This is a genomic window from Guptibacillus hwajinpoensis (assembly GCF_005144865.1).
Classification (GTDB): Bacteria; Bacillota; Bacilli; order Bacillales; family Guptibacillaceae; genus Guptibacillus; species Guptibacillus hwajinpoensis_A.
This window is the reverse complement of the sequence record NZ_SWFM01000006.1, coordinates 115,782-134,710: the sequence shown is the minus strand read 5'-3', so window position 1 is coordinate 134,710 and position 18,929 is coordinate 115,782. Positions and strand designations below refer to the sequence as shown.

The window sequence follows — 18,929 nt, the reverse complement described above, 5'->3', positions numbered from 1 at the left end:
GAAAACAATTTGCCCCCTTCTACATTCCCTTACTAGAGAATTGTTGGAAGACAGTATTTGTATTAATAGAGTATAGTTCTTTCCCAGCCACTCGATTTAATACTCGCTTGTTTCGCTCAACTGACAGCGCGAGGTTCGTTGCACCAGTTCCATGTGAGTGATCAAGGTTTGTAAGTGTAAACACATGATTGTCACGGCCATCTTTAAAAACAAGCTGTTGATCCATTTCTACTTTGAAACGCTTCTCATCTTCCCATTCAATTTCATCGCCAATTCGATTGAACCAGTCAGGGAAATGTGGCTTATAGCCTGTCGCAAGCACAACCTTGTCTGTTTCTACTACAAACGGTTGATCCTCTTGCCATTGTCTACAGTTTAGAACATAACTTTCGCCTCTTTTTTCAATCCCATTTACTTCTGTCATAGGTTGTATCGTGACATCAGGTTGTTCTTCAGTAGAACGATGGTAAAGCAAATGATAAATATTTTTAAGAGTTGAAGGATCTACCCCTTTTCGAAGTGTCCCAAGCGTTTCTAGTGCATTAGTTCTCTCTTCAAATGGAAGTTCATGAAAATAACTAACATAATCAGGTGAGAACACTTCTTGGCCAAGCTTAGCTTGTTCAAGCTGGAAGAAACCTGCTGATCGCGTTAACCATCGCAAGCTATAACCGTACCGTTCCTGATCATGAAGAAAATCATAAAAAACTTCTGCCGCACTCTGTCCTGACCCAACCACTGTAACAGAATCCGATTTCTTCAGGTCTTTTTCACGATAGAGATAGTGATTTGTATGAAGAACATCTTCATTAGAAAAACCTTCAAATCCATCTGGAATGTTTGGTACACTCCCCGTTCCAAGTACTACATGATTCGATTTAATCACCTGAGTTTCAGACGATTGAACATCTTCAATAGATACCTCATAATACTTTCCTTCTTCATGATAGATCACATCAATTACCTTTTTACCAAAATGGCAATTAGAAAGATTCGATGCTACCCAGCGTGTATATGCATTATATTCTTTTCTTGGTATATCTAATTTATTGAAAAAATAAAACTGATATAGTCGATTATGTTCATGCAAATAATTAATAAAAGTATAAGGACTTTTAGGATCTGCAATAGTAACGAGATCTGCTAGGAAGGGCACCTGTAGATCTGCTCCATCAATTAACATGCCTGGGTGCCAACTAAACTCTTCCTTTTGATCGAAATAGATGGCATCTACTTCTGTTTGATCTGCAAGTGCTGCCATTCCTAAATTAAATGGCCCTATGCCTATCCCTACAAGATCATATATTTTATCATTCTTCAATGTGTTCACGTCCTTTGATCTCCATTCCATGCTCTATTGAATAGCATAATTAGATTCAAAACAGTACTGTCGCATATCTTGGTTTACCCCAAAGCTACAATTTCTAAATCTTAATAGCACATTTAATTATTTTTTTACCAATAAGATAACCACTAAAAACAAGGCTGTTCTCGTAGATATTGTTGCGACAAGAGTAGTGGTTGATTTCCACTCCAGGATGCTCGCTTTCCGCGGGAGCGGAGCACCTTCCGCTCCAATCAGCTAAGTGTGGTCATTTTATACAGCACCTTTTTTAAAAACAACAATCGGTTAGAATGGACCCAGAAACAAAAAACCGCTATTCACGGGTTTAAAGTCTTAATCAGAGCTCACAGCTTTTGAAGCACTTACAGCTGAGAACGTAATTGTAATAGCACATAATAGGGCAATCACTAAAAATCCCCTTACAAGCGGCCATGGTTCCCATCCATCAATAAAGACGGAACGCATTGCTTCGAATAAGTAGGTCGTTGGGTTAATAGTTGCCGCTATTTTAAGCCATCCCGCTTCGATAAGTTCGTACGGTACAAAGGTTGTACTTAAAAAGATAAGCGGGAAGAAAACAAATGTGCCTGCCTGTGCAGACTGTGCATTTTTTGTCCGAAGTGCTACTCCTACCGAATAACCTGCAAATGCAAGACCCCATCCAAGCGTAAGCAAGAGGACTACAACCACTCCACCAAAACCAGCAGCTACTTCTAGACCTAGAAAATAGGCAATCACCAGAATTAATATTGTTTGAATAAGAAGCTGAAGCATTCCAGCAATAATTGGCCCTAGTACAATGGCTAACCTTGAAGATGGTGTTAACAGAAGTCTCGAGAAATACCCATTCTCCAGATCCTTTACGAGCGCTTGTCCTGCTCCACCAGCACCTCCGATTGCAGCTGAAACGATCGATACTGGGAGTATAAATGCAAGGTAATTAGCGCCTTCAAATGCTGGTAGTTGCGATATTCCACTTAATCCACCTTCATAGACAAACAAGAAAAAAAGACTAATGATTAAATTGGGGATGAAAATGAGCGGGTTTCGAATGATCGTAATGATGCTTCTTTTTGTAAAAACCATTGTATCAACAAGGAATGATCCTTTTTTCTGTTCATCCATACGCTACACCCTCTCCTTTTGTTTATTCGTTACATTAATAAATACATCATCAAGCGAAGGAGGCTTCACGTTAAGCGTTTTTGGTGAGAGTTGCTGTTCATCTAGCATACGAACGAGTTCAGAAAGAAGTTGTGTCCCATTTTCAGTATAGATTGTCACTTCCTCTCTTGATCGCTCTATGTTCTCGCCAACATCATTTAAGACCACACTCGCTCGTTCAGCTTCTTCTGGTTCATGAAAGACAAGTTGAATTGCATCAAATCCGAGTGTCCTTTTCAGTTCTTCTACACTTCCAGAAGCAACAATTCTGCCCTCGTTAATAATGCTAATTCGATCCGCTAACTGATCAGCTTCTTCAAGGTATTGCGTGGTAAGAAAGATAGTTGTTCCTTCTTCTTTATTCAATCGCTTAATTTCTTTCCAAATAGCTTTTCGATTAGAAGGATCAAGTCCAGTCGTAGGCTCGTCCAGAAAAAGGATTTTGGGCTTATGAACTAACGTCAAAGCGAGATCAAGGCGACGCCTCATCCCTCCAGAATATTTTCCACAAGGCCGTTCGGCTGCATCGTTTAAATCGACTAATGTAAGTAACTCACTAGCTCTCTCTTTTGCCTTTTTTTTGGTGAAACCAAAAAGTCTCGCCTGCATCTCAATTAATTCTCTTCCTGTCAGAACAGGATCTATACCTGTTTCTTGCAATGCAACACCAATATTCCATCTAACACGTTCAGGTTGTTCATTTACATTAACACCGCCAATTTGAATCGTTCCTGACGTTGGCTTTACAAGCGTTGTTAGAATTTGTACTGTTGTCGATTTGCCAGCACCGTTCGGGCCAAGAAAGGCGAAGAACTCCCCTTCAGCCACCTCAAAACTAACTCCCCGAACAGCTTTCACATCGCCTTTATATGTTTTCACAAGATCATGTACTAAAATCGATCCATCCATTTTCTAACCTCCATTGGAAGTATTGCGAGATATGATGATGTATTGCACCATACTTTACTTAGATTCTCTTTTCATTTCTGTTTATCCTTTAACAGAGTGTGCAAGGTGTACAAAAGAAAACCCTTATAAATTGATAAAGGTTCTACATTACGAATCTGTTATTTTACGTTCTATTCTTTCAGATATTCTGCAGGAAAATTCGAACATCTTTCATCGGACTCTTTATTTTATCTTCAGCTATAATCCAGGATAAGTCCTAATCCTCCTTGCAATTATTATCTATTTTCCGATCCAATTTGTCATAGATTTAAAGTGAAAATTTCTAATAAAAAATTTCCCTATTTCCCTTTTCACAACCATGAAATAGATGTTAACATGGTTCACGGTTAAGGTTATAGAATACTCCTTATAGAATTTTCATTAGAGAAAGGATGGTTCGATGCATTACGCAAGCAAAGGCTGGTACGTTGAACAGCTTAAGAAACATGATGTACGTTATATTGAAGGACGCAAGACTGAGAAATTCAAGAAACACGTACTTGCAGCTCTTCTTGAAAAGCAATAAGAAACTTCCATTACAGGGGGAGTGATCCCCCTTTATACATATTTACTATCCGAAAATGCAAAGCGTTTGATACATAGGGACAAAACGGTTTTCTTTCCACTGAATAGGTGTTGAAAGAAAGCCTAGCCCATCCGCATTGTACCTCCCGATTACCCTCTGATAAATCAGTAATTCATCAACACCATCTCTCTGCAGGTCAATAGGATATACTCCTCCCGGTGGTAATACATCACCCTGAACAGGTGCTTTTAATATGCCATCTTCATTGTAAATCTCTGAAAGATACTCCTTCCCTTTATATAGAAGACTCACAATATAGGTTTGCTGTAATGTTGTATTTTCTACTTTTGCCTGGTAATTATTGAGGTAGTTAACTGCGTATGAAAAGGCGTTATAGAAACTTTCCTGATCAAATAATAATCTCAGCGATTGGTTTAAATAAGAATACAAGAAATCATACGTAATCCCACCACTCCCACCAGAGTCAGATCGGACAAGGATTTCGTTCACTTTGTTTCCAGTAAAACTTCCTAGATAAAGTGTGGGATTGTATCCACTACTTCCAGGCAGAGCAAAAGATGATTCTATTCCAGTAGCTCCATTTGTTATCATTAACACCACCTGATCAACGAAAGGCGTATCACTACCAAAGGGTTTTGTACCGGTCAAAACGACGATGTCAGGAACTCCATCACCTGTCACATCGCCTACTTTCTGATCTAATAAGATTCGATCGTTCCGATTCATCTTCATCCCCCTCACTATCTCTCATTACTAGTCTATGTATAAAACCTCAGTCCATTATCGTTGTAATGAATTGGAAAGGAAGCTAAACTGATAAAAGTGAAACTTACTGAAACGAGGGATTGCCTATGAAGGCGGGAATAGATCAAGATCAAACAATAGGTATTGTATCAGGTGCTGGAGCCTATTTTCTTTGGGGAATTCTCCCTCTATACTGGAAACTAGTTGCAGATGTCCCATCTGAAGAAGTGCTCGCTCATCGAATCATTTGGTCTTTCGTTTTTATGATTGCTATTCTGTTAGTACTTGGAAAGCTACCATCTTTCCAAAAAGAACTAGCTTCCATACTACGTCAACCAAAGAAACTCACTGCGATTGCGTTCGCCTCAGTGTTTATTACAATCAATTGGTATGCTTTTATTTGGGCAGTCAATCACGATCATGTTATACAAACGAGTCTCGGTTATTATATTAATCCGTTAATCAGCGTACTGCTGGGCATCCTTTTTCTTAAAGAACGTCTTTCATTCTGGCAGATGATCTCGTTTGCGCTTGCGACAATTGGTGTGCTAAATCTGGTATTTCGTTTCGGAGAAATTCCATGGGTTTCATTAGTTCTCGCTTTAAGCTTTGGTATTTACGGTTTGTTAAAAAAAACGGCCAAACTTGGCGCACTCACTGGACTTACCATTGAAACATTGTTTATCACACCATTTGCACTAATTTACCTTATGACGGTCCGTAACAGCATTGGAGATGCACTATACGTAGAAAACACTATGATTCTCGCGCTATTACTTGGTGCCGGTATCGTAACAGCCGTACCGTTATTGCTCTTCGCTACTGGCGCTAACCGAATCTCGCTTTCTATGATTGGGTTTTTACAATACATTGCACCAACACTAATGTTGATTCAGGGCGTGTTTTTGTACGACGAAACCTTTACTTCCGCTCATTTTATTAGCTTTATATTAATCTGGGCAGCTCTGCTGATCTTCACACTTTCTCGCACAAAGTTATTCCGACGCATGGAGCCAAGAGTCTTTCAAGAAAAGCATTCATTATCATAATTAAGAAAATCCCACGCGATGTGGGATTTTCTATTTGTTCGTTACCTTTTCAAACGGCCACAAATAAGTAGTAACAGATTTTGAAAAGTGAGTTATAACCTGATCCTCTTTGTATCTGTAATGATCTGACAACGTATCTTGAAGAACGTCAGCACTTGCGTCTTGAAGTGGCCATCTATCGTGATCAATTTTCCCTTGTAGAACGCTTCCGTTACGAACAATAAACAGTCGATCGCGTTCAGTTAACCAGAAATCAAGGTTTCCATTCTTTGCTTCGTATGGACCTGAAATAGGTTCATATATGATATGATACTTTGCTTGTTCAACACCTTTATGGTTTCGAACAGAGGTGAATTCTACTTGTTGTCTTTCCTTCTGTTTGGACATGTCTGCTTTAAAATATGGAAGATGGAAAACATTCCTTGCAAGTAATACTCCTGCTGCATGGCTCGCATCAAGACTAAAGAAATAAACTCCATGTTTATTGTTATATTTGACATACGTACGCACATTGAGTTCTAACAATTGAGAAGCAAATGGCACCGCTGGAAGTCCTCTAAATCTAATACTGTTCATTTCGAATGGAACGATTCCAATCCAGGCAACTCCATCAAACGTATCGACTTCAAGTTCAGAAGGAAGCAATGATTGTAGCCATGAAGCATCAACGGGCCAATGTAGGAACAAAAGGTCATCCCATGTTTGCTTCATGATCCATCCCTTCCTCTTACTGTTTTCCATACTGATTCCTCCTATTCTATCGTTAGCATATCCAATAATGTATACCTCGTTCAATGGTGAAGGCTTAACGAATGTGTGATGGAAATGAACAACATCCTTCTTAAAATAAACAATGCTCTAAAAAAATCTCTTAATGCTAAAACTTTGATTAGCTATATTGAAATGTGGTACCGTTTAATTGTGAAATCAACCTAGATAAGAAATGAATGAAGGTTCAATCATAATTGGAGGGATAATTAATGACTAAGCAAAGACAAATCCATCTAGCAAAACGCCCAGAAGGAATGCCTTCAATGGAACACTTTAACTTCGTTGAAGCTGATATTCCAACTCCTAAAGACGGCGAAGTGCTTCTTCGAACGTTATACCTTACCGTTGATCCGTACATGAGAGGTCGTATGAGAGATGCCAAGTCATATGTAGCGCCTTTCCAAATTAATGAGCCACTTAACGGTGGAGTTGTAGCAGAAGTAACAGAATCAAAATCCTCTCAATTTAAACAGGGTGATATCGTCATTGGACACCTAAGTTGGGAAGAGTATACTGTAGCGAAAGAGAAACACCTTCGCAAGATCGATCCAACTGTGGCGCCTATTACTACACACCTTGGTATTCTTGGCATGCCTGGACAAACGGCATATTTTGGGTTACTTGATATTGGTCAACCGAAAGAAGGAGAAACAGTTGTTGTTTCAGGTGCCGCTGGTGCTGTCGGTTCAGTAGTCGGTCAGATTGCCAAGATCAAAGGATGCCGTGTCGTAGGAATTGCTGGATCAGATGACAAAATTGACTATATTAAAAATGAACTTGGCTTTGATGAAGGTATTAATTACAAAACACAAGATGTCTATAAAGCACTAAAAGATGCTTGTCCAAATGGCATTGACGTATACTATGAAAACGTTGGTGGCGAAATTGGTGATGCAGCGATTAGCTTACTAAATAAATTTGCACGTATCCCTGTGTGTGGTGCAATTTCATCTTATAACAACAAAGAAGCTGACCTTGGTCCTCGCGTTCAAACGAAACTGATTCAATCTAGCGCACTTATGAAAGGTTTCGTTGTTGGAGATTATTCTGATCGTTTCAGCGAAGGCGCTGAGCAACTCGGCAAGTGGCTAAAAGAAGGTAAATTGAAATACGAAGAAACAATTGTCGAAGGCTTTGAGAATGTTCCTGATGCATTCCTTGGCCTCTTTGAAGGAACAAATGTAGGGAAACAGCTAGTTAAGGTAGCAGATCCTGAATACGCAACACTTCCAAATCGCTAATAGAACTTACCCGCTCCAAGCTGGAGCGGGTATTTTTTGTGACTATGTGTAAACGCACATAAAAAGAAGGTTATGTCTCTATCTAGGAAGGAATAGTATATACCATAGACATTTTCTAAACGGGAGGATTCTAATGGGCAAATTTCTTCTTAATCTAGCAGCATATATTCTTGTTGTCACGGTAAATGGTCTTGCTAATGCATTACCAATAAACGGACAAACAACCGGGGAGATATCAAATAAGCTTAATGTTCTTTTCACACCAGCCGGGTATGTTTTTAGCATTTGGGGACTTATTTACATTCTTCTTGGAATATGGATTATCCGCCAATTCCCATCCAGTCGTAGAAACCTACCTCTTTATCAGGAAACGAGTGGATTGTTTGTACTAAGCTGCCTCTTAAATATCCTTTGGATTTTCATGTGGCATTATGAATTTTTTGGCTTATCTGTCATTGTTATGCTTCTTTTACTCATTACACTCATACGCCTTTATGTAAGCGTAAAGGCAGCTGGAGCATCATTTTTTGATCTACTCCCATTCTCTGTTTATCTCGGTTGGATTAGCGTAGCTACAATCGCAAATATTAGCTATTACCTTACCTACGTAGACTGGAACGGGTTTGGCATTTCAGACTCAATTTGGGCCGTCCTTCTATTACTTGTGGCAACGATTCTAGCTCTTACTTTCTTAAAAAATGAAAACGATTGGGTATATCCACTAGTATTTGTTTGGGCGTTTATTGGCATAGGCATCAAAAACCAGAACGCGGATGAGCCACTTGTTGTCTATTCTTCATACACACTAGCAGCCCTTATTCTAATAATTACGCTTCTGTACGCCTTCAAGGCGAGAAGATGAGTAAACAAATCCCCTTTACCAAATTGGTAAAGGGGATTTGTTCTAGTTATGCAAGCGACTTAAAGTCCTGACCAAGAATTTCTTTCATACTGTGAACAGTAATAAAGGCTTTTTGATCAACCGCACCAACATGTTTTTTCAATTTAAGAAGATCTTTCCTGCCAAGAATTGTTGTGATGACTTCTTTTTCGTCTGAAGTAAATGCACCACGTGCGGTATGAATAGTAGCACCTTTGCCGATTTCCTCAACGATGAATGAGCGAATCAGTTCGCTCTCTTTACTGATAATGACAATTTCTTTCTTCGCCTCGAAAGTCTGCAGCGTATAATCAATTACTAGACCATTGAGAATAACACCGAAGATTGCATACATACCGATTTCTGGACCGAATAGAGCAACTGAGAATAAAGCAATTGAAATATCCGAAATAAGAACAGCTTTCCCTACTTCCATTGAGAAGTACTTATTAAGGATCATAGCAATAATATCCGTACCACCAGTTGAAGCCTTTTGATGAAAGACAAGACCCATACCAGCTGCAGCGATACACTGTCCGATAATCAATTGAATTAGAATATCCTGACTAAATGGTTCAGTTACTGGAATAAATCGTTCAAATGCCCATACGGCAAGTGATAGAGCGAAACTTGCATAAATGGTTTTAACACCGAATTTAGGACCGAGAAACAGAATTCCAACTAACAAAAGCACTGCGTTCAAAATAATCATAAACATACCAACTGACAGGTCAGGGATTAGATGGTTCATCAAGATCGACAAACCACTGACTCCCCCTGTCGCAAGGCTATTAGGAGATAGGAAAAAATGAACATGAGTAGCAACACCGAGCGCACCCAAAGTAATTAGCAGATAAGTTTTGATGTGATGAAGCATCTATTATCCCTCCCGTTGTTTTGTTTTCGTTTCATTAGCACAATCGGGATTATAATAGGGATTTAGAGCTTTGTAAACAGCCTAAACCTAAGATTTTTAATTGAAGCGGTTACAACCTGAAAATAGGTCATATGCACTATATATTCATGTAGTTTCGACACGTATATACAAGAATTTTCGGAATTTTCGAGGGTTATTGTTATTATGATTGGTTCTAAAAATAGTGATGAACTGGTTTTAGAAACAAGCTTACTCAAGCATCTGCTATCTTAACGTTGCTAATCATGGTAAAGTGAAATCAGATATCACGGAAAGGGGCCCGGGAATGGTTATTACAATTATGGTCATTGTTGTTGTCATTATGACGATTGTCATTGCCGCTGCTTTTGGACTTGCCGTATCAAAAGGATACAATGTAAAACATACTGTCGATCCTTTGCCAGAACAGATGCACAATGAATTGACAGAGAAAGAGGTTACTCATGAACGGACAGAATCGAAGTAATATCACACCTGGTAAAACGGTTGAAATCGTTCTGAAACAAGACCAGCGCACAGGAAAAACAACTAAGGGTATTGTTAAAGACATATTAACGAAGTCTCCTACTCATCCACATGGAATTAAAGTACGTCTTGAGGATGGACAGGTTGGTCGTGTTAAAACGATTTTATAAAGTATTAATACACGCAAAAATCCCGCCTTGCTCTTAAGCAAGGCGGGATTTCATATATTTAAGGTTTCAATGTCATCCAACTATCAATGTAATGTATAGCGTAACCATTCATTGCCGGAGAAGTTCCATATGTTGCACTTACCTTCAGAAGCTCTTGATCCATGATAGCTGAGCCTTCTTCGTAGAATGACAGATAAGGAACTTCTGAGATTTGGCCTGTTTCCACCGCTATCGATACTCTTTTACCAATTTGCTCAGCGAATGTCATTTCTCTTCCTACAAGCGCAATAATGCCATTTCCACCATCCGCACGATCACGATAAGCCATTAAGGTTGTAACATCTGCTTTTTGAATGACCCATTCAGAAAGATTTCCGATTCCGTACCGATTATTATACGATTGTTCATCAAACCAGAACGGAGTATCAACGCCGAAAGAAAGTCTAAGATTATCAGCACGCTCTTTTCCGTTAGAAAGTCGATCCTGATAAAAAGCTACCGTTCTCTGATAATTGTTTGTCCACCCTGAGTGATGGTATGGTTCAATGTCGAGATGTACCCCTTTAAACTGTTGAGCCAACGTAGCATTCATCTGATAATCTTTAAGCCACGTAAATAATCGATCTTGATAGATTTCACCTTTACTCGTTGCCCAGTTCGGCGCACCGTCTAACGCATGTACGTTGATCCCTTTCATTGAAGCGTTTTCAATAAACGTATGATAGGATGGATTAGCGATTGAACGATTAATTTGTAAATAAACATCTGTTACCTGTTTTTCCTCCAAAAATTGAAGAACTTCATACGGCTGTGTCTCAATTTGCTTTGTATCCCAAAGCCATGTAGCGAGACTTCTATCCACTTCTACCGCCTCAACCTTTCCTTCAGGAAGAATGATCGACTCCATAAAAAACACCAGTACAAAAAAGAGAATCCCAACAGCAACAGTTACATTCTTCACTTTTATGCTCTCCTTTTTTCTGAACCCAGCGCTCAAAAAGGAGCCTGGCGGTCTGGCAGCCATTCGCACATGTGCGGACAGGCCCATAACTTTGCGTCCCTGCTTTTCAACAGGTTTGCCTTTTTCAGTTTTATAATCCTTATACCTTTTTTATCGGCTTGTATGGACTGAATGTTTAGCAGGGGGTCAGGCTGGGGTCTGCCCCCTTGAACTAGTCCTATGACCATATTCTATGATAAACTTAAACAAACGTTTATTTAACCTAGAAGTAACTGCGAGGGGTCTCCTATATAGAAGATTTTCAGCTCGTGTAGGGCTCGAGTACACCCGACATACAAGAGCTTAGCATCCTCTGCATCCTTACAATAATGTTCCTTACTAGCATCTGCTATAATAACACCATCGAATTCCAATCCTTTTGTTAGATAGATTGGAACGATCGATAAACCTCCTGCATAAGAACGATCATGAGCTGTAATGAGGTTTGCTTCTTTATCCTGCTTACTCACTTCATCAAATAATGCATGACACTCCTCTTCACTTCTACCAACAATTGCAATCGTATTCATGCCACGTTTACTCATTTCATTCGCTGTTGCTAACAATACATTAACGTGTTCTTCTTTGTTTACCTTCTGCTGCAAAACGCTTTCACCACTTCGGAAAACGGGTACTGCGGGTTGTACAGGAATGTTGGCATGCGAAATCACTTCGTTCGCAAATTCAATAATCTCCAAAGTGGAACGATAGCTTTGTTCAAGCTCAATATAAAGCTCTTTGCCATTGAAAAGCTCTCGAAACTCTTCCCAATTATGAATGCCTTTATACGCATGGATTCCCTGAGCAAGGTCACCTAAGATTGTGAATGAACGGCTTCGGTTAACTTCTATTAATAGCGCAAGTTGAAACGGGGAAAAGTCTTGTGCTTCATCAATGACGATATGCTGAAACACATCGTCTTTACTAATGCCATTTAATTTAAATTGAATATAAAGAAACGGTGCAAGATCGTCAGGCGTTAGTTGTTTTTTCTTCAATCGACTCGCTGTTTCCTTCATTAATAGGTTATTCAACATTTGATCTCTTTCTAAAACAGACACATAAGAAGGTGCGTTTGTTTGAAATAAGGCTTTATAGAAAGAAAGCGCTGTTTGCTTCGGCCACGTTTTAAAATATTCTTTTAACTTCTCATTAGCTAGTTTTCGATATTCCTTCTGTATGTGACTTCCATCAACAGTCTTGATTTCATTCTTAATCCAAACTCTAAATCGATTCACCATCATCTCACGCCTCCGCCCTACTGGGTAAGAAGCAAGATCTGATAGCCACTGTTGAATTTTCGCTTCAGACAACGTTCGCCCTTCAAATGGTGTAAACGAGCCTTTTGGACCAACGACTGCACTGTACGCTTTGATTGCACTGTCAATCCACTCTTTAAAAGCTAAAGACCCTTTTATTCTGCCTTCTGCTTTTTCGATCTCTGGTCGCTTCTTGCCGAACCATTTTTGTAAATCATCCCCGGACGAGTCAAGCTTCACTTTTTCCTCAATCATACTCAATGTCCAGTCTGTAAAAGTAGATTGCTGTATACCGCCTACACCAAGCTCAGGCAGAACACCTGAAATATAATCTAGGAACATCCGGTTTGGTGCAAAAATAACCATTCGACCCGCTTGTATCGTATCCCTGTATTCATATAAAAGGTATGCAAGTCTGTGAAGTGCGACTGTTGTTTTACCACTTCCTGCAGCTCCCTGAATGATGAGGGGCTTTGTGCGTTCTGCTCGAATAATATCATTTTGCTTCGCTTGTATCGTAGACACGATATCACGAAGACGGTTATCTTTGTTTTCACTTAATCGATATAGAAGAAACTCATCTGAACCACTTAGTTCTTCACTACCTTCAACATACGTGTCTACCACTCTCTGAAGTTCCTGATTTCGGATTACGATATTCCGTTTTAACTCGATATTACCTTCAATCATTCCGTCAGGTGAAATATAATAAACTTCCTCTTCTCCTCCAGTAAAGGCATAGAACATACTTGCAACAGGAGCTCGCCAATCTACCACTAATGAATCTTGTGAATCTTCATGCGCTACCCCTACCTTACCTATGTAATAGGAGCGTGATTCTTTCTCATCTTCTTGAAAGTCCATTCTTGCAAAATAAGGTTCTTTCGCTGCGATTGCAAGTGACGTTCGATTCTCTTCCCGAATGCTTTCCAACACTTGTTCAGTTACATTGTCCCCCGAATATCGTGGGTAGTTTGCTAGCTTCTTTTGCTGTTTTGTAATCTCTGCAGCGATTTTCTCGAGTTGCTGCTTCTCTTTCTGATAGGCACTTTGATTCTTTTGGTCCAAGATCAGTTACCTCCTTTTGAGATTCGCCTTTAACGTGAGACGGACTATTAATCCTACCACAAAATTAAGTTAATCACCAAAGAGTTTTTAGAAACTTCAAATAATAAATCATACCCGTTCCAATTAGCTAATTGTGTTTTATACAAAGTTCTTCAAAAGCAGAAATTTTTTTGATAATAGCCTTTTAAAAAATTCCCAATAAAATGATCCAACTCTACGTCCCAACCGTTAGCTCAATGTAATCAAAAATGACGGTTAATAAAATAAGGAGCGTGACAGTAACATGAAACTAAGTAAAGTATTTAAAAAGTTAATGGTTCCGGCATTGGGACTTACCCTTTTATTCCCGACGGTAGCAGGCGCTGCAAATGCAGAACCAACAGTAAATACACCTGCTGCTGATCTACGAGCCACGCTTGATCAGCTTTTATCAGAGCACTTTGTACTAGCTATTACCTCTATGACGAAATCATACGATGGTGCTAAAGATGCAGAGGAAGTGACTGAAGCCCTCGATCAGAATGCTGCTGACATGACGCCAGCTATTGCTTCTGTTTATGGAGAAGAAGCAGCCGAGCAGTTCGAAGATATTTTCCGAGGTCATAATGACTACTCAACAGATTTCGTACAAGCAGCAAAAGAAGATAACGAAGAGCTACGTAAAGAAGCTGAAATGGAAGTAGACGAATTCGTCGATGAATTCTCCACTTTCCTAGATACTGCCACTGAAGGCAATCTTCCTAAGGAAGCAGCTGCAGAAGCACTAGAAGTACACGAAGATCAAGTACTAACAACGTTTGATGAATATACAGAAGGAGATTACGAACAAGCCTACACAACATTCCGTGAAGGACATAAGCATATGTTTGCAATCAGTAAAGCACTTTCTAACGCAATCGTTATGCAAATGCCTGATAAATTTGATAACACAAAAGCAGATACACCTGCTGCTGAATTGCGCTCAACACTAAATAGTCTTGCATCTGAACACTTTGCACTTTCTTCATTAGGTCTTGAAAAAGGCTATGATCAATCTGAGGACTATGATTTTGTTAACTGGGCTGAAGACAGAAACACTGCAGACTTCAAAGCTGCTATGAGCTCTATATATGGTAATGAAGGAGCTGCCCAATTTGAGAAAATCTGGCAGGAAGATCATATCGCTGCACAAGCTGACCTAGTTGTAGCATCACTTTCTGAGGAAGAAGAGAGTATGAAAATGGCTAAAGAACGCCTATTGGAAACTTTCCCTAAAAACTTTGGAGCATTCCTTGGAACAGCAACAGAAGAAAATCTACCAACTGACGCTGCAACAGAAGCACTTATAACTCATGAGAAGCAAGTGGTTGGATCATTTGAATCATATATGTCTGGAGATTACAAAGCTTCAACAGACCAATTCCGTGAAGGCTATGCATTCATGTTTGGTGTAGGAGAATCTCTTGGGGGAGCGATTGTGAAGCAAATGCCTGATAAATTTGCAGGTGAATCAATGCCTGGTGGTATGCCAAAAACAGGGATGGGTGGCGCAAGTGAACAATCATCTGACCTAACAGCTCTTTGGATTACGATTGGCTCTCTTGCAGTAGCTGGTTCAGCCCTTGCCATTCGTAGAAAAGTAGTTAATCAATAACAATAAGGTTACCATCTTTCTCTAAAACAAAAAGCGCCTCTGACATAGAATCAGAAGCGCTTTTTGTTATGCCTTATTCTTTTTTAGAACATCGATTACCGTCTCGATTTTTGCATGGTCCTCTGGAGACTGATCGATATGATTCCAAATTAATTTTCCGCGTTCATCATAGATCCAAGTCCCACCCTGAATATAGACATCCTGCGTTTTCATTGATTTCAAAACAAAATCCTTTTTCTTTTGTTCTTTAGGAATAAAACCGTCCAATTTACGAGTTACAAATCCAATCGCAGCCTGTCCAAGTAATTTCCATTTTGGCATCGTTTTGTGCCCCATTCCACGATACGCTTTTCGTTTGGGATCTCCAGCTATTAGGAACGGGAACTCTCCAAATGCATCTTCAAATTGACTAATATAGGTAGCATTAGAGGGTGCAATGGCGATAATTTGATAACCTTCTTGTTCAATTTCATTAACGCGCTTACGCAACTGCGTAAGGTATGCTCTGCAAACTGGTCAGCCAAGATGTCTAACAAACACTACCATTGATTTCTTCTTATTGATTAATTGCTCGAGTGTTATATTTTCTCTTTGTGGTATTTCAAGTTGATAGTTTAAGTTATTCATTCTAGTAACCTCTCCTAACTTGATCATAACTTCGTTTCCTTTGTCTTAATCGTTCTAACTACTAATTTTACACTTTTTTTACGCACTAGTGATAACAATTGTATTCTACGATTTTAGCAATACTACTCTTACTCGTTATCATTTCGTCGATTCTTGAAATATTTCCACGGAAATTAATAGTTCAGCTCGAAATAACGTTAGTTTAACGAATATTTCCTAAATAAAAAAATCCCCCATCGCTTCTATTACGATGAGGAATTCATCAATTATCTTACAGATACAACCTGTTTTTCTTGTTCGTATTCCATTACCGCTTCTTCAAAAATACGAAGCCCTTCATCAATTTGCTCTTTCTGTACGATGAGCGGTGGGATCATACGAATGACTTCTTGATGTTTCCCGCATAGGTAGAAAAGAACCCCTTTTTCAAGAGAGAGATCCAAAATACGCATCATGCCATTACCGTCAGGAGCACCAGTATGGGGATCAATAATCTCGATTCCAATCATAAGTCCTACTCCACGCACATCCCCAATGACATGGTGCTTTTCCTTAATTATGGCTAGCTTCTCTAATGCATAAGCACCCATTTCACGAGAATTGGCTAGTAGCTCTTCCTCTTCAATTACATCTAGGGTAGCAAGAGCAGCTGAACAGGCAATCGGATTACCTCCAAATGTTGTACCATGAGTTCCCATTGGCCACTGACTCATCAATTCTTTCGAAGCAACAGTTGCACTAAGCGGCATTCCTGAAGCAATTCCTTTTGCAATTGCCATAATGTCAGGTGTCACATCAAATGTCTGTGCTGCGAACCAGTTTCCCGTACGACCAAATCCAGTTTGAACTTCGTCAAAGATTAGTAACATTCCGTGGCGATCACAAATCTCTCTTACTTTTTGCAACCACTCCTTAGGTGGAATGAGGTATCCCCCTTCACCAAGAACCGGTTCTAAGATGACACAAGCCACTTCTTCAGGTGTTACTTGATGATCAAAAAGTCGTTCAAAATCTTTCTCAAGTTCATTCACACAATAATCCGCTACGTTCTCGTCTTCAGGACAACCTGCGACATCCGCGTAAGGGATCTGATAAGTCAGGCCATTCGGTTGAAGAAATTTTCGATACTTACTTTTCGATGTACTAACGCTTAGAGCTCCAAGAGAACGGCCATGGAAACAACCGGTGAAAGAGATAACATAAGGTCTCTTCGTAACATACTTTGCAAGCTTCATCGCCCCCTCAATTGCTTCAGTCCCACTATTCGCAAAGAAGAAGCAATCAAGGTTATCTGGCATTATTCCTTGTAAACGTTCAGCAAGTTCAAGAATAGAATCATACATAATCACACCTGAAGGTCCGTGCATTAAAGAGTCAGCACCATCCTTTATAGCCTGTACAACCTTAGGATGGCGGTGTCCCGTATTCGCTACTGCAATACCCGAAGTGAAATCGAGATAGGTCTTTCCGTCAGCTCCATAATAATAACAACCTTCTTCCTTCACAACCGGCAAATTCGGATGATCCTTCGCCATACTAGGTGCTAGATAATCTGACATGCGATTGTATCTTTTTTCAAATGATGTCGACAATGTGATATCCTCCTTTGATATTTCGTATTAGATAAAGAAATGAGCCATAACGACAATGATTGGCAATGTAATAATTGTGCGCTGTAAGAAAATAATAGCGAGCTCAAGCACAGAGATTGGAATTTTGGACTTTACGAGTAGAATACCAATTTCAGACATATAGATTAATTGAGTTAAGGAAACAGCTGCAATTACAAAACGAGTTAGCTCGCTTTCAATTCCAGTGCCGATAACAGCTGGTAAGAACATGTCCGCAAAACCTACCAACATGGCAGGCGCAGCTGCAGTAGCCTCAGGAATTTGCATTAATTCTAGGATTGGAACAATCGGCATGGACAAGTAAGTAAAGAAAGGTGTGAATTCAGCAATAATTAGCGCAATCGTACCAAGTGCCATTACAAGCGGAATAAGGGCAAAGTAAATATCAAGAACTGTATTTACTCCCTGAGTGGCCACATGCTTAACACTTTTTACTTCAGAAGATTTCTCAAGTGCCTTCTGCATTCCCCATTTAAAGCTTGAGACACCTTCTGGAACATCCTCTGAAATTTGCTTCCCAGTACCCTCGTAATAAGTATCCGCTTTTCTAGAGAGCGGTGGAATTCTAGGACATATTATGGCAGCCGTTAGACCAGCAACGACAACGGTGAAATAGAATGGCACAAACATGTCTTCAAGACCGATGAAACTGATAACCACTAGACTGAATGCAATCGAATTAATTGAGAAATTCGTAGCAATAACAGCCGCTTCTCTTTTAGTGTAATAACCTTCTTCATACTGTTTTGTTGTAATCAAAACACCTACTGTTCCTGCTCCCATCCATGAAGCAAGGGCATCAATAGATGAACGACCTGGCAACTTAAATAATGGACGCATCACCTTACGTAATGCAGTTCCGAAGAAATCCATCAGACCGAATTCCAGTAGAAGCGGCATTAGGAGACCTGCGAATAGGAACCATGCAGCAAGGACAGGGACAAGAGCATAAAGCATCGTTCCACCTGAAACATCAGAAATAATGAATTCGGGACCGAATTTAAGCAAGGTCATAACCGCAAAGAGTCCCCCTAGTATCCTTGTACCAATCCAGAACCAATTCACATAGAATAGTTGTTTAAGGAATGGGCGTAACATAATGCTCTTTGGTTCAACAAGTTTAGCGATAATTGGAATAATAGCAGATACAATAAGAATGCCTGTCATGAACCCTGGCAATATTGGAGCTAGAGCACGTTGAATCGATTCAGCCATGATCCCAACGCCAATTGTAATTTTGCCGTTAAATGGGATAGGAACTAGAAATAAGAAAATACCGATTAATGATGGAATGATAAACCATGAATACGCACTTGAAGAATAAGAAATTTCCCCCTGTTTTTTTGTACTGTCAACGGAATACGACTTCTCTTGTTTTACTTCCATTTTTCACTCTCCTTCGACATTTTATAATAATTCATATTCTTGCATATAAATTAGAAAAGAAGCAAGAACATTTTTTATTCTTTGC

18 protein-coding genes and 1 riboswitch are annotated in these 18,929 nt (G+C 39.6%); of the genes, 7 read left to right on the top strand and 11 right to left on the bottom strand.

Annotated features, from left to right (window positions below; genetic code table 11):
• Nucleotides 1–19 precede the first annotated feature (19 nt).
• From FBF83_RS17365 to FBF83_RS17355, 3 genes are all read right to left on the bottom strand, one after another.
• Complete coding sequence (locus FBF83_RS17365; protein ID WP_169525611.1) at nucleotides 20–1,306, bottom strand: lysine N(6)-hydroxylase/L-ornithine N(5)-oxygenase family protein; 1,287 nt, start codon at nucleotides 1,304–1,306, stop codon at nucleotides 20–22.
• Nucleotides 1,307–1,678: 372 nt separating this feature from the next.
• On the bottom strand, nucleotides 1,679–2,470 hold the full coding sequence (locus FBF83_RS17360) for an ABC transporter permease (RefSeq protein WP_136948414.1): 792 nt from the start codon (nucleotides 2,468–2,470) through the stop codon (nucleotides 1,679–1,681).
• A gap of 3 nt (nucleotides 2,471–2,473) precedes the next feature.
• Complete coding sequence (locus tag FBF83_RS17355; RefSeq protein ID WP_136948413.1) at nucleotides 2,474–3,418, bottom strand: ATP-binding cassette domain-containing protein; 945 nt, start codon at nucleotides 3,416–3,418, stop codon at nucleotides 2,474–2,476.
• A 439-nt stretch (nucleotides 3,419–3,857) separates the two neighbouring features.
• Between FBF83_RS17355 and FBF83_RS17350 the strand changes: the two genes are divergently transcribed.
• Nucleotides 3,858–3,983 carry a DUF2639 domain-containing protein gene (locus FBF83_RS17350; protein WP_084006676.1) on the top strand — a complete coding sequence of 42 codons (126 nt, stop codon included), beginning with the start codon at nucleotides 3,858–3,860 and terminating at the stop codon, nucleotides 3,981–3,983.
• A 45-nt stretch (nucleotides 3,984–4,028) separates the two neighbouring features.
• Here FBF83_RS17350 and FBF83_RS17345 read toward each other — a convergent pair whose 3' ends face one another.
• Entirely contained in the window at nucleotides 4,029–4,730 is a 702-nt protein-coding gene (locus FBF83_RS17345) for a VCBS repeat-containing protein (protein ID WP_205665333.1), read from the bottom strand.
• Between the two features lie 125 nt (nucleotides 4,731–4,855).
• Between FBF83_RS17345 and rarD the strand changes: the two genes are divergently transcribed.
• Nucleotides 4,856–5,797 carry an EamA family transporter RarD gene (gene rarD / locus FBF83_RS17340; protein ID WP_136948411.1) on the top strand — a complete coding sequence of 314 codons (942 nt, stop codon included), beginning with the start codon at nucleotides 4,856–4,858 and terminating at the stop codon, nucleotides 5,795–5,797.
• Between the two features lie 30 nt (nucleotides 5,798–5,827).
• Here the strand turns inward: rarD and FBF83_RS17335 are convergent, their stop codons facing one another.
• Nucleotides 5,828–6,538 carry a YqjF family protein gene (locus tag FBF83_RS17335; RefSeq protein WP_136948410.1) on the bottom strand — a complete coding sequence of 237 codons (711 nt, stop codon included), beginning with the start codon at nucleotides 6,536–6,538 and terminating at the stop codon, nucleotides 5,828–5,830.
• 239 nt (nucleotides 6,539–6,777) lie between these two features.
• Here FBF83_RS17335 and FBF83_RS17330 point away from each other — a divergent pair, with 239 nt between their 5' ends.
• Both FBF83_RS17330 and FBF83_RS17325 read left to right on the top strand, forming a co-directional pair.
• A complete protein-coding gene (locus tag FBF83_RS17330) occupies nucleotides 6,778–7,809 on the top strand; it encodes an NADP-dependent oxidoreductase (RefSeq protein ID WP_136948409.1) in 1,032 nt (343 codons plus the stop codon).
• A 133-nt stretch (nucleotides 7,810–7,942) separates the two neighbouring features.
• Nucleotides 7,943–8,671, top strand: coding sequence for a TspO/MBR family protein (locus tag FBF83_RS17325; RefSeq protein WP_136948408.1), 729 nt, complete (start codon nucleotides 7,943–7,945; stop codon nucleotides 8,669–8,671).
• Nucleotides 8,672–8,717: 46 nt separating this feature from the next.
• Here FBF83_RS17325 and FBF83_RS17320 read toward each other — a convergent pair whose 3' ends face one another.
• Nucleotides 8,718–9,566 carry a YitT family protein gene (locus FBF83_RS17320; protein WP_136948407.1) on the bottom strand — a complete coding sequence of 283 codons (849 nt, stop codon included), beginning with the start codon at nucleotides 9,564–9,566 and terminating at the stop codon, nucleotides 8,718–8,720.
• Between the two features lie 325 nt (nucleotides 9,567–9,891).
• Between FBF83_RS17320 and ytzI the strand changes: the two genes are divergently transcribed.
• Entirely contained in the window at nucleotides 9,892–10,071 is a 180-nt protein-coding gene (ytzI, locus tag FBF83_RS17315; protein ID WP_136948406.1) for a YtzI protein, read from the top strand.
• A complete protein-coding gene (locus tag FBF83_RS17310) occupies nucleotides 10,049–10,240 on the top strand; it encodes a YwbE family protein (protein ID WP_136948405.1) in 192 nt (63 codons plus the stop codon). Before ytzI ends, FBF83_RS17310 begins: the two co-directional genes overlap by 23 nt.
• A 58-nt stretch (nucleotides 10,241–10,298) precedes the next feature.
• Here the strand turns inward: FBF83_RS17310 and FBF83_RS17305 are convergent, their stop codons facing one another.
• The gene (locus FBF83_RS17305) at nucleotides 10,299–11,201 is read right to left on the bottom strand and encodes an amidase (protein ID WP_136948404.1); all 903 of its coding nucleotides are present in this window, start codon (nucleotides 11,199–11,201) and stop codon (nucleotides 10,299–10,301) included.
• Nucleotides 11,202–11,244: 43 nt separating this feature from the next.
• Nucleotides 11,245–11,331, bottom strand: a riboswitch (cyclic di-GMP riboswitch).
• A gap of 127 nt (nucleotides 11,332–11,458) precedes the next feature.
• Complete coding sequence (locus tag FBF83_RS17300) at nucleotides 11,459–13,567, bottom strand: HelD family protein (protein WP_136948403.1); 2,109 nt, start codon at nucleotides 13,565–13,567, stop codon at nucleotides 11,459–11,461.
• A 283-nt stretch (nucleotides 13,568–13,850) separates the two neighbouring features.
• Between FBF83_RS17300 and FBF83_RS17295 the strand changes: the two genes are divergently transcribed.
• Nucleotides 13,851–15,200: a copper amine oxidase gene (locus tag FBF83_RS17295; protein ID WP_136948402.1), complete on the top strand. Its 1,350-nt coding sequence runs from the start codon at nucleotides 13,851–13,853 to the stop codon at nucleotides 15,198–15,200.
• 66 nt (nucleotides 15,201–15,266) lie between these two features.
• Here FBF83_RS17295 and FBF83_RS17290 read toward each other — a convergent pair whose 3' ends face one another.
• From FBF83_RS17290 to FBF83_RS17280, 3 genes are all read right to left on the bottom strand, one after another.
• Nucleotides 15,267–15,689 carry an AhpC/TSA family protein gene (locus tag FBF83_RS17290; protein WP_136948401.1) on the bottom strand — a complete coding sequence of 141 codons (423 nt, stop codon included), beginning with the start codon at nucleotides 15,687–15,689 and terminating at the stop codon, nucleotides 15,267–15,269.
• 404 nt (nucleotides 15,690–16,093) lie between these two features.
• Nucleotides 16,094–17,419 carry an aspartate aminotransferase family protein gene (locus FBF83_RS17285; protein ID WP_136948400.1) on the bottom strand — a complete coding sequence of 442 codons (1,326 nt, stop codon included), beginning with the start codon at nucleotides 17,417–17,419 and terminating at the stop codon, nucleotides 16,094–16,096.
• 27 nt (nucleotides 17,420–17,446) lie between these two features.
• On the bottom strand, nucleotides 17,447–18,844 hold the full coding sequence (locus FBF83_RS17280) for a YjiH family protein (RefSeq protein WP_136948399.1): 1,398 nt from the start codon (nucleotides 18,842–18,844) through the stop codon (nucleotides 17,447–17,449).
• Between the last annotated feature and the right edge of the window lie 85 nt (nucleotides 18,845–18,929).

Coding starts and splice junctions, on each gene's coding strand:
- FBF83_RS17360 (WP_136948414.1), bottom strand. CDS start 2,470: ATGGATGAACAGAAAAAAGGATCATTCCTTGTTGATACAATGGTTTTT.
- FBF83_RS17355 (WP_136948413.1), bottom strand. CDS start 3,418: ATGGATGGATCGATTTTAGTACATGATCTTGTGAAAACATATAAAGGC.
- FBF83_RS17350 (WP_084006676.1), top strand. CDS start 3,858: ATGCATTACGCAAGCAAAGGCTGGTACGTTGAACAGCTTAAGAAACAT.
- FBF83_RS17345 (WP_205665333.1), bottom strand. CDS start 4,730: ATGAATCGGAACGATCGAATCTTATTAGATCAGAAAGTAGGCGATGTG.
- rarD (WP_136948411.1), top strand. CDS start 4,856: ATGAAGGCGGGAATAGATCAAGATCAAACAATAGGTATTGTATCAGGT.
- FBF83_RS17335 (WP_136948410.1), bottom strand. CDS start 6,538: ATGGAAAACAGTAAGAGGAAGGGATGGATCATGAAGCAAACATGGGAT.
- FBF83_RS17330 (WP_136948409.1), top strand. CDS start 6,778: ATGACTAAGCAAAGACAAATCCATCTAGCAAAACGCCCAGAAGGAATG.
- FBF83_RS17325 (WP_136948408.1), top strand. CDS start 7,943: ATGGGCAAATTTCTTCTTAATCTAGCAGCATATATTCTTGTTGTCACG.
- FBF83_RS17320 (WP_136948407.1), bottom strand. CDS start 9,566: ATGCTTCATCACATCAAAACTTATCTGCTAATTACTTTGGGTGCGCTC.
- ytzI (WP_136948406.1), top strand. CDS start 9,892: ATGGTTATTACAATTATGGTCATTGTTGTTGTCATTATGACGATTGTC.
- FBF83_RS17310 (WP_136948405.1), top strand. CDS start 10,049: ATGAACGGACAGAATCGAAGTAATATCACACCTGGTAAAACGGTTGAA.
- FBF83_RS17295 (WP_136948402.1), top strand. CDS start 13,851: ATGAAACTAAGTAAAGTATTTAAAAAGTTAATGGTTCCGGCATTGGGA.
- FBF83_RS17280 (WP_136948399.1), bottom strand. CDS start 18,844: ATGGAAGTAAAACAAGAGAAGTCGTATTCCGTTGACAGTACAAAAAAA.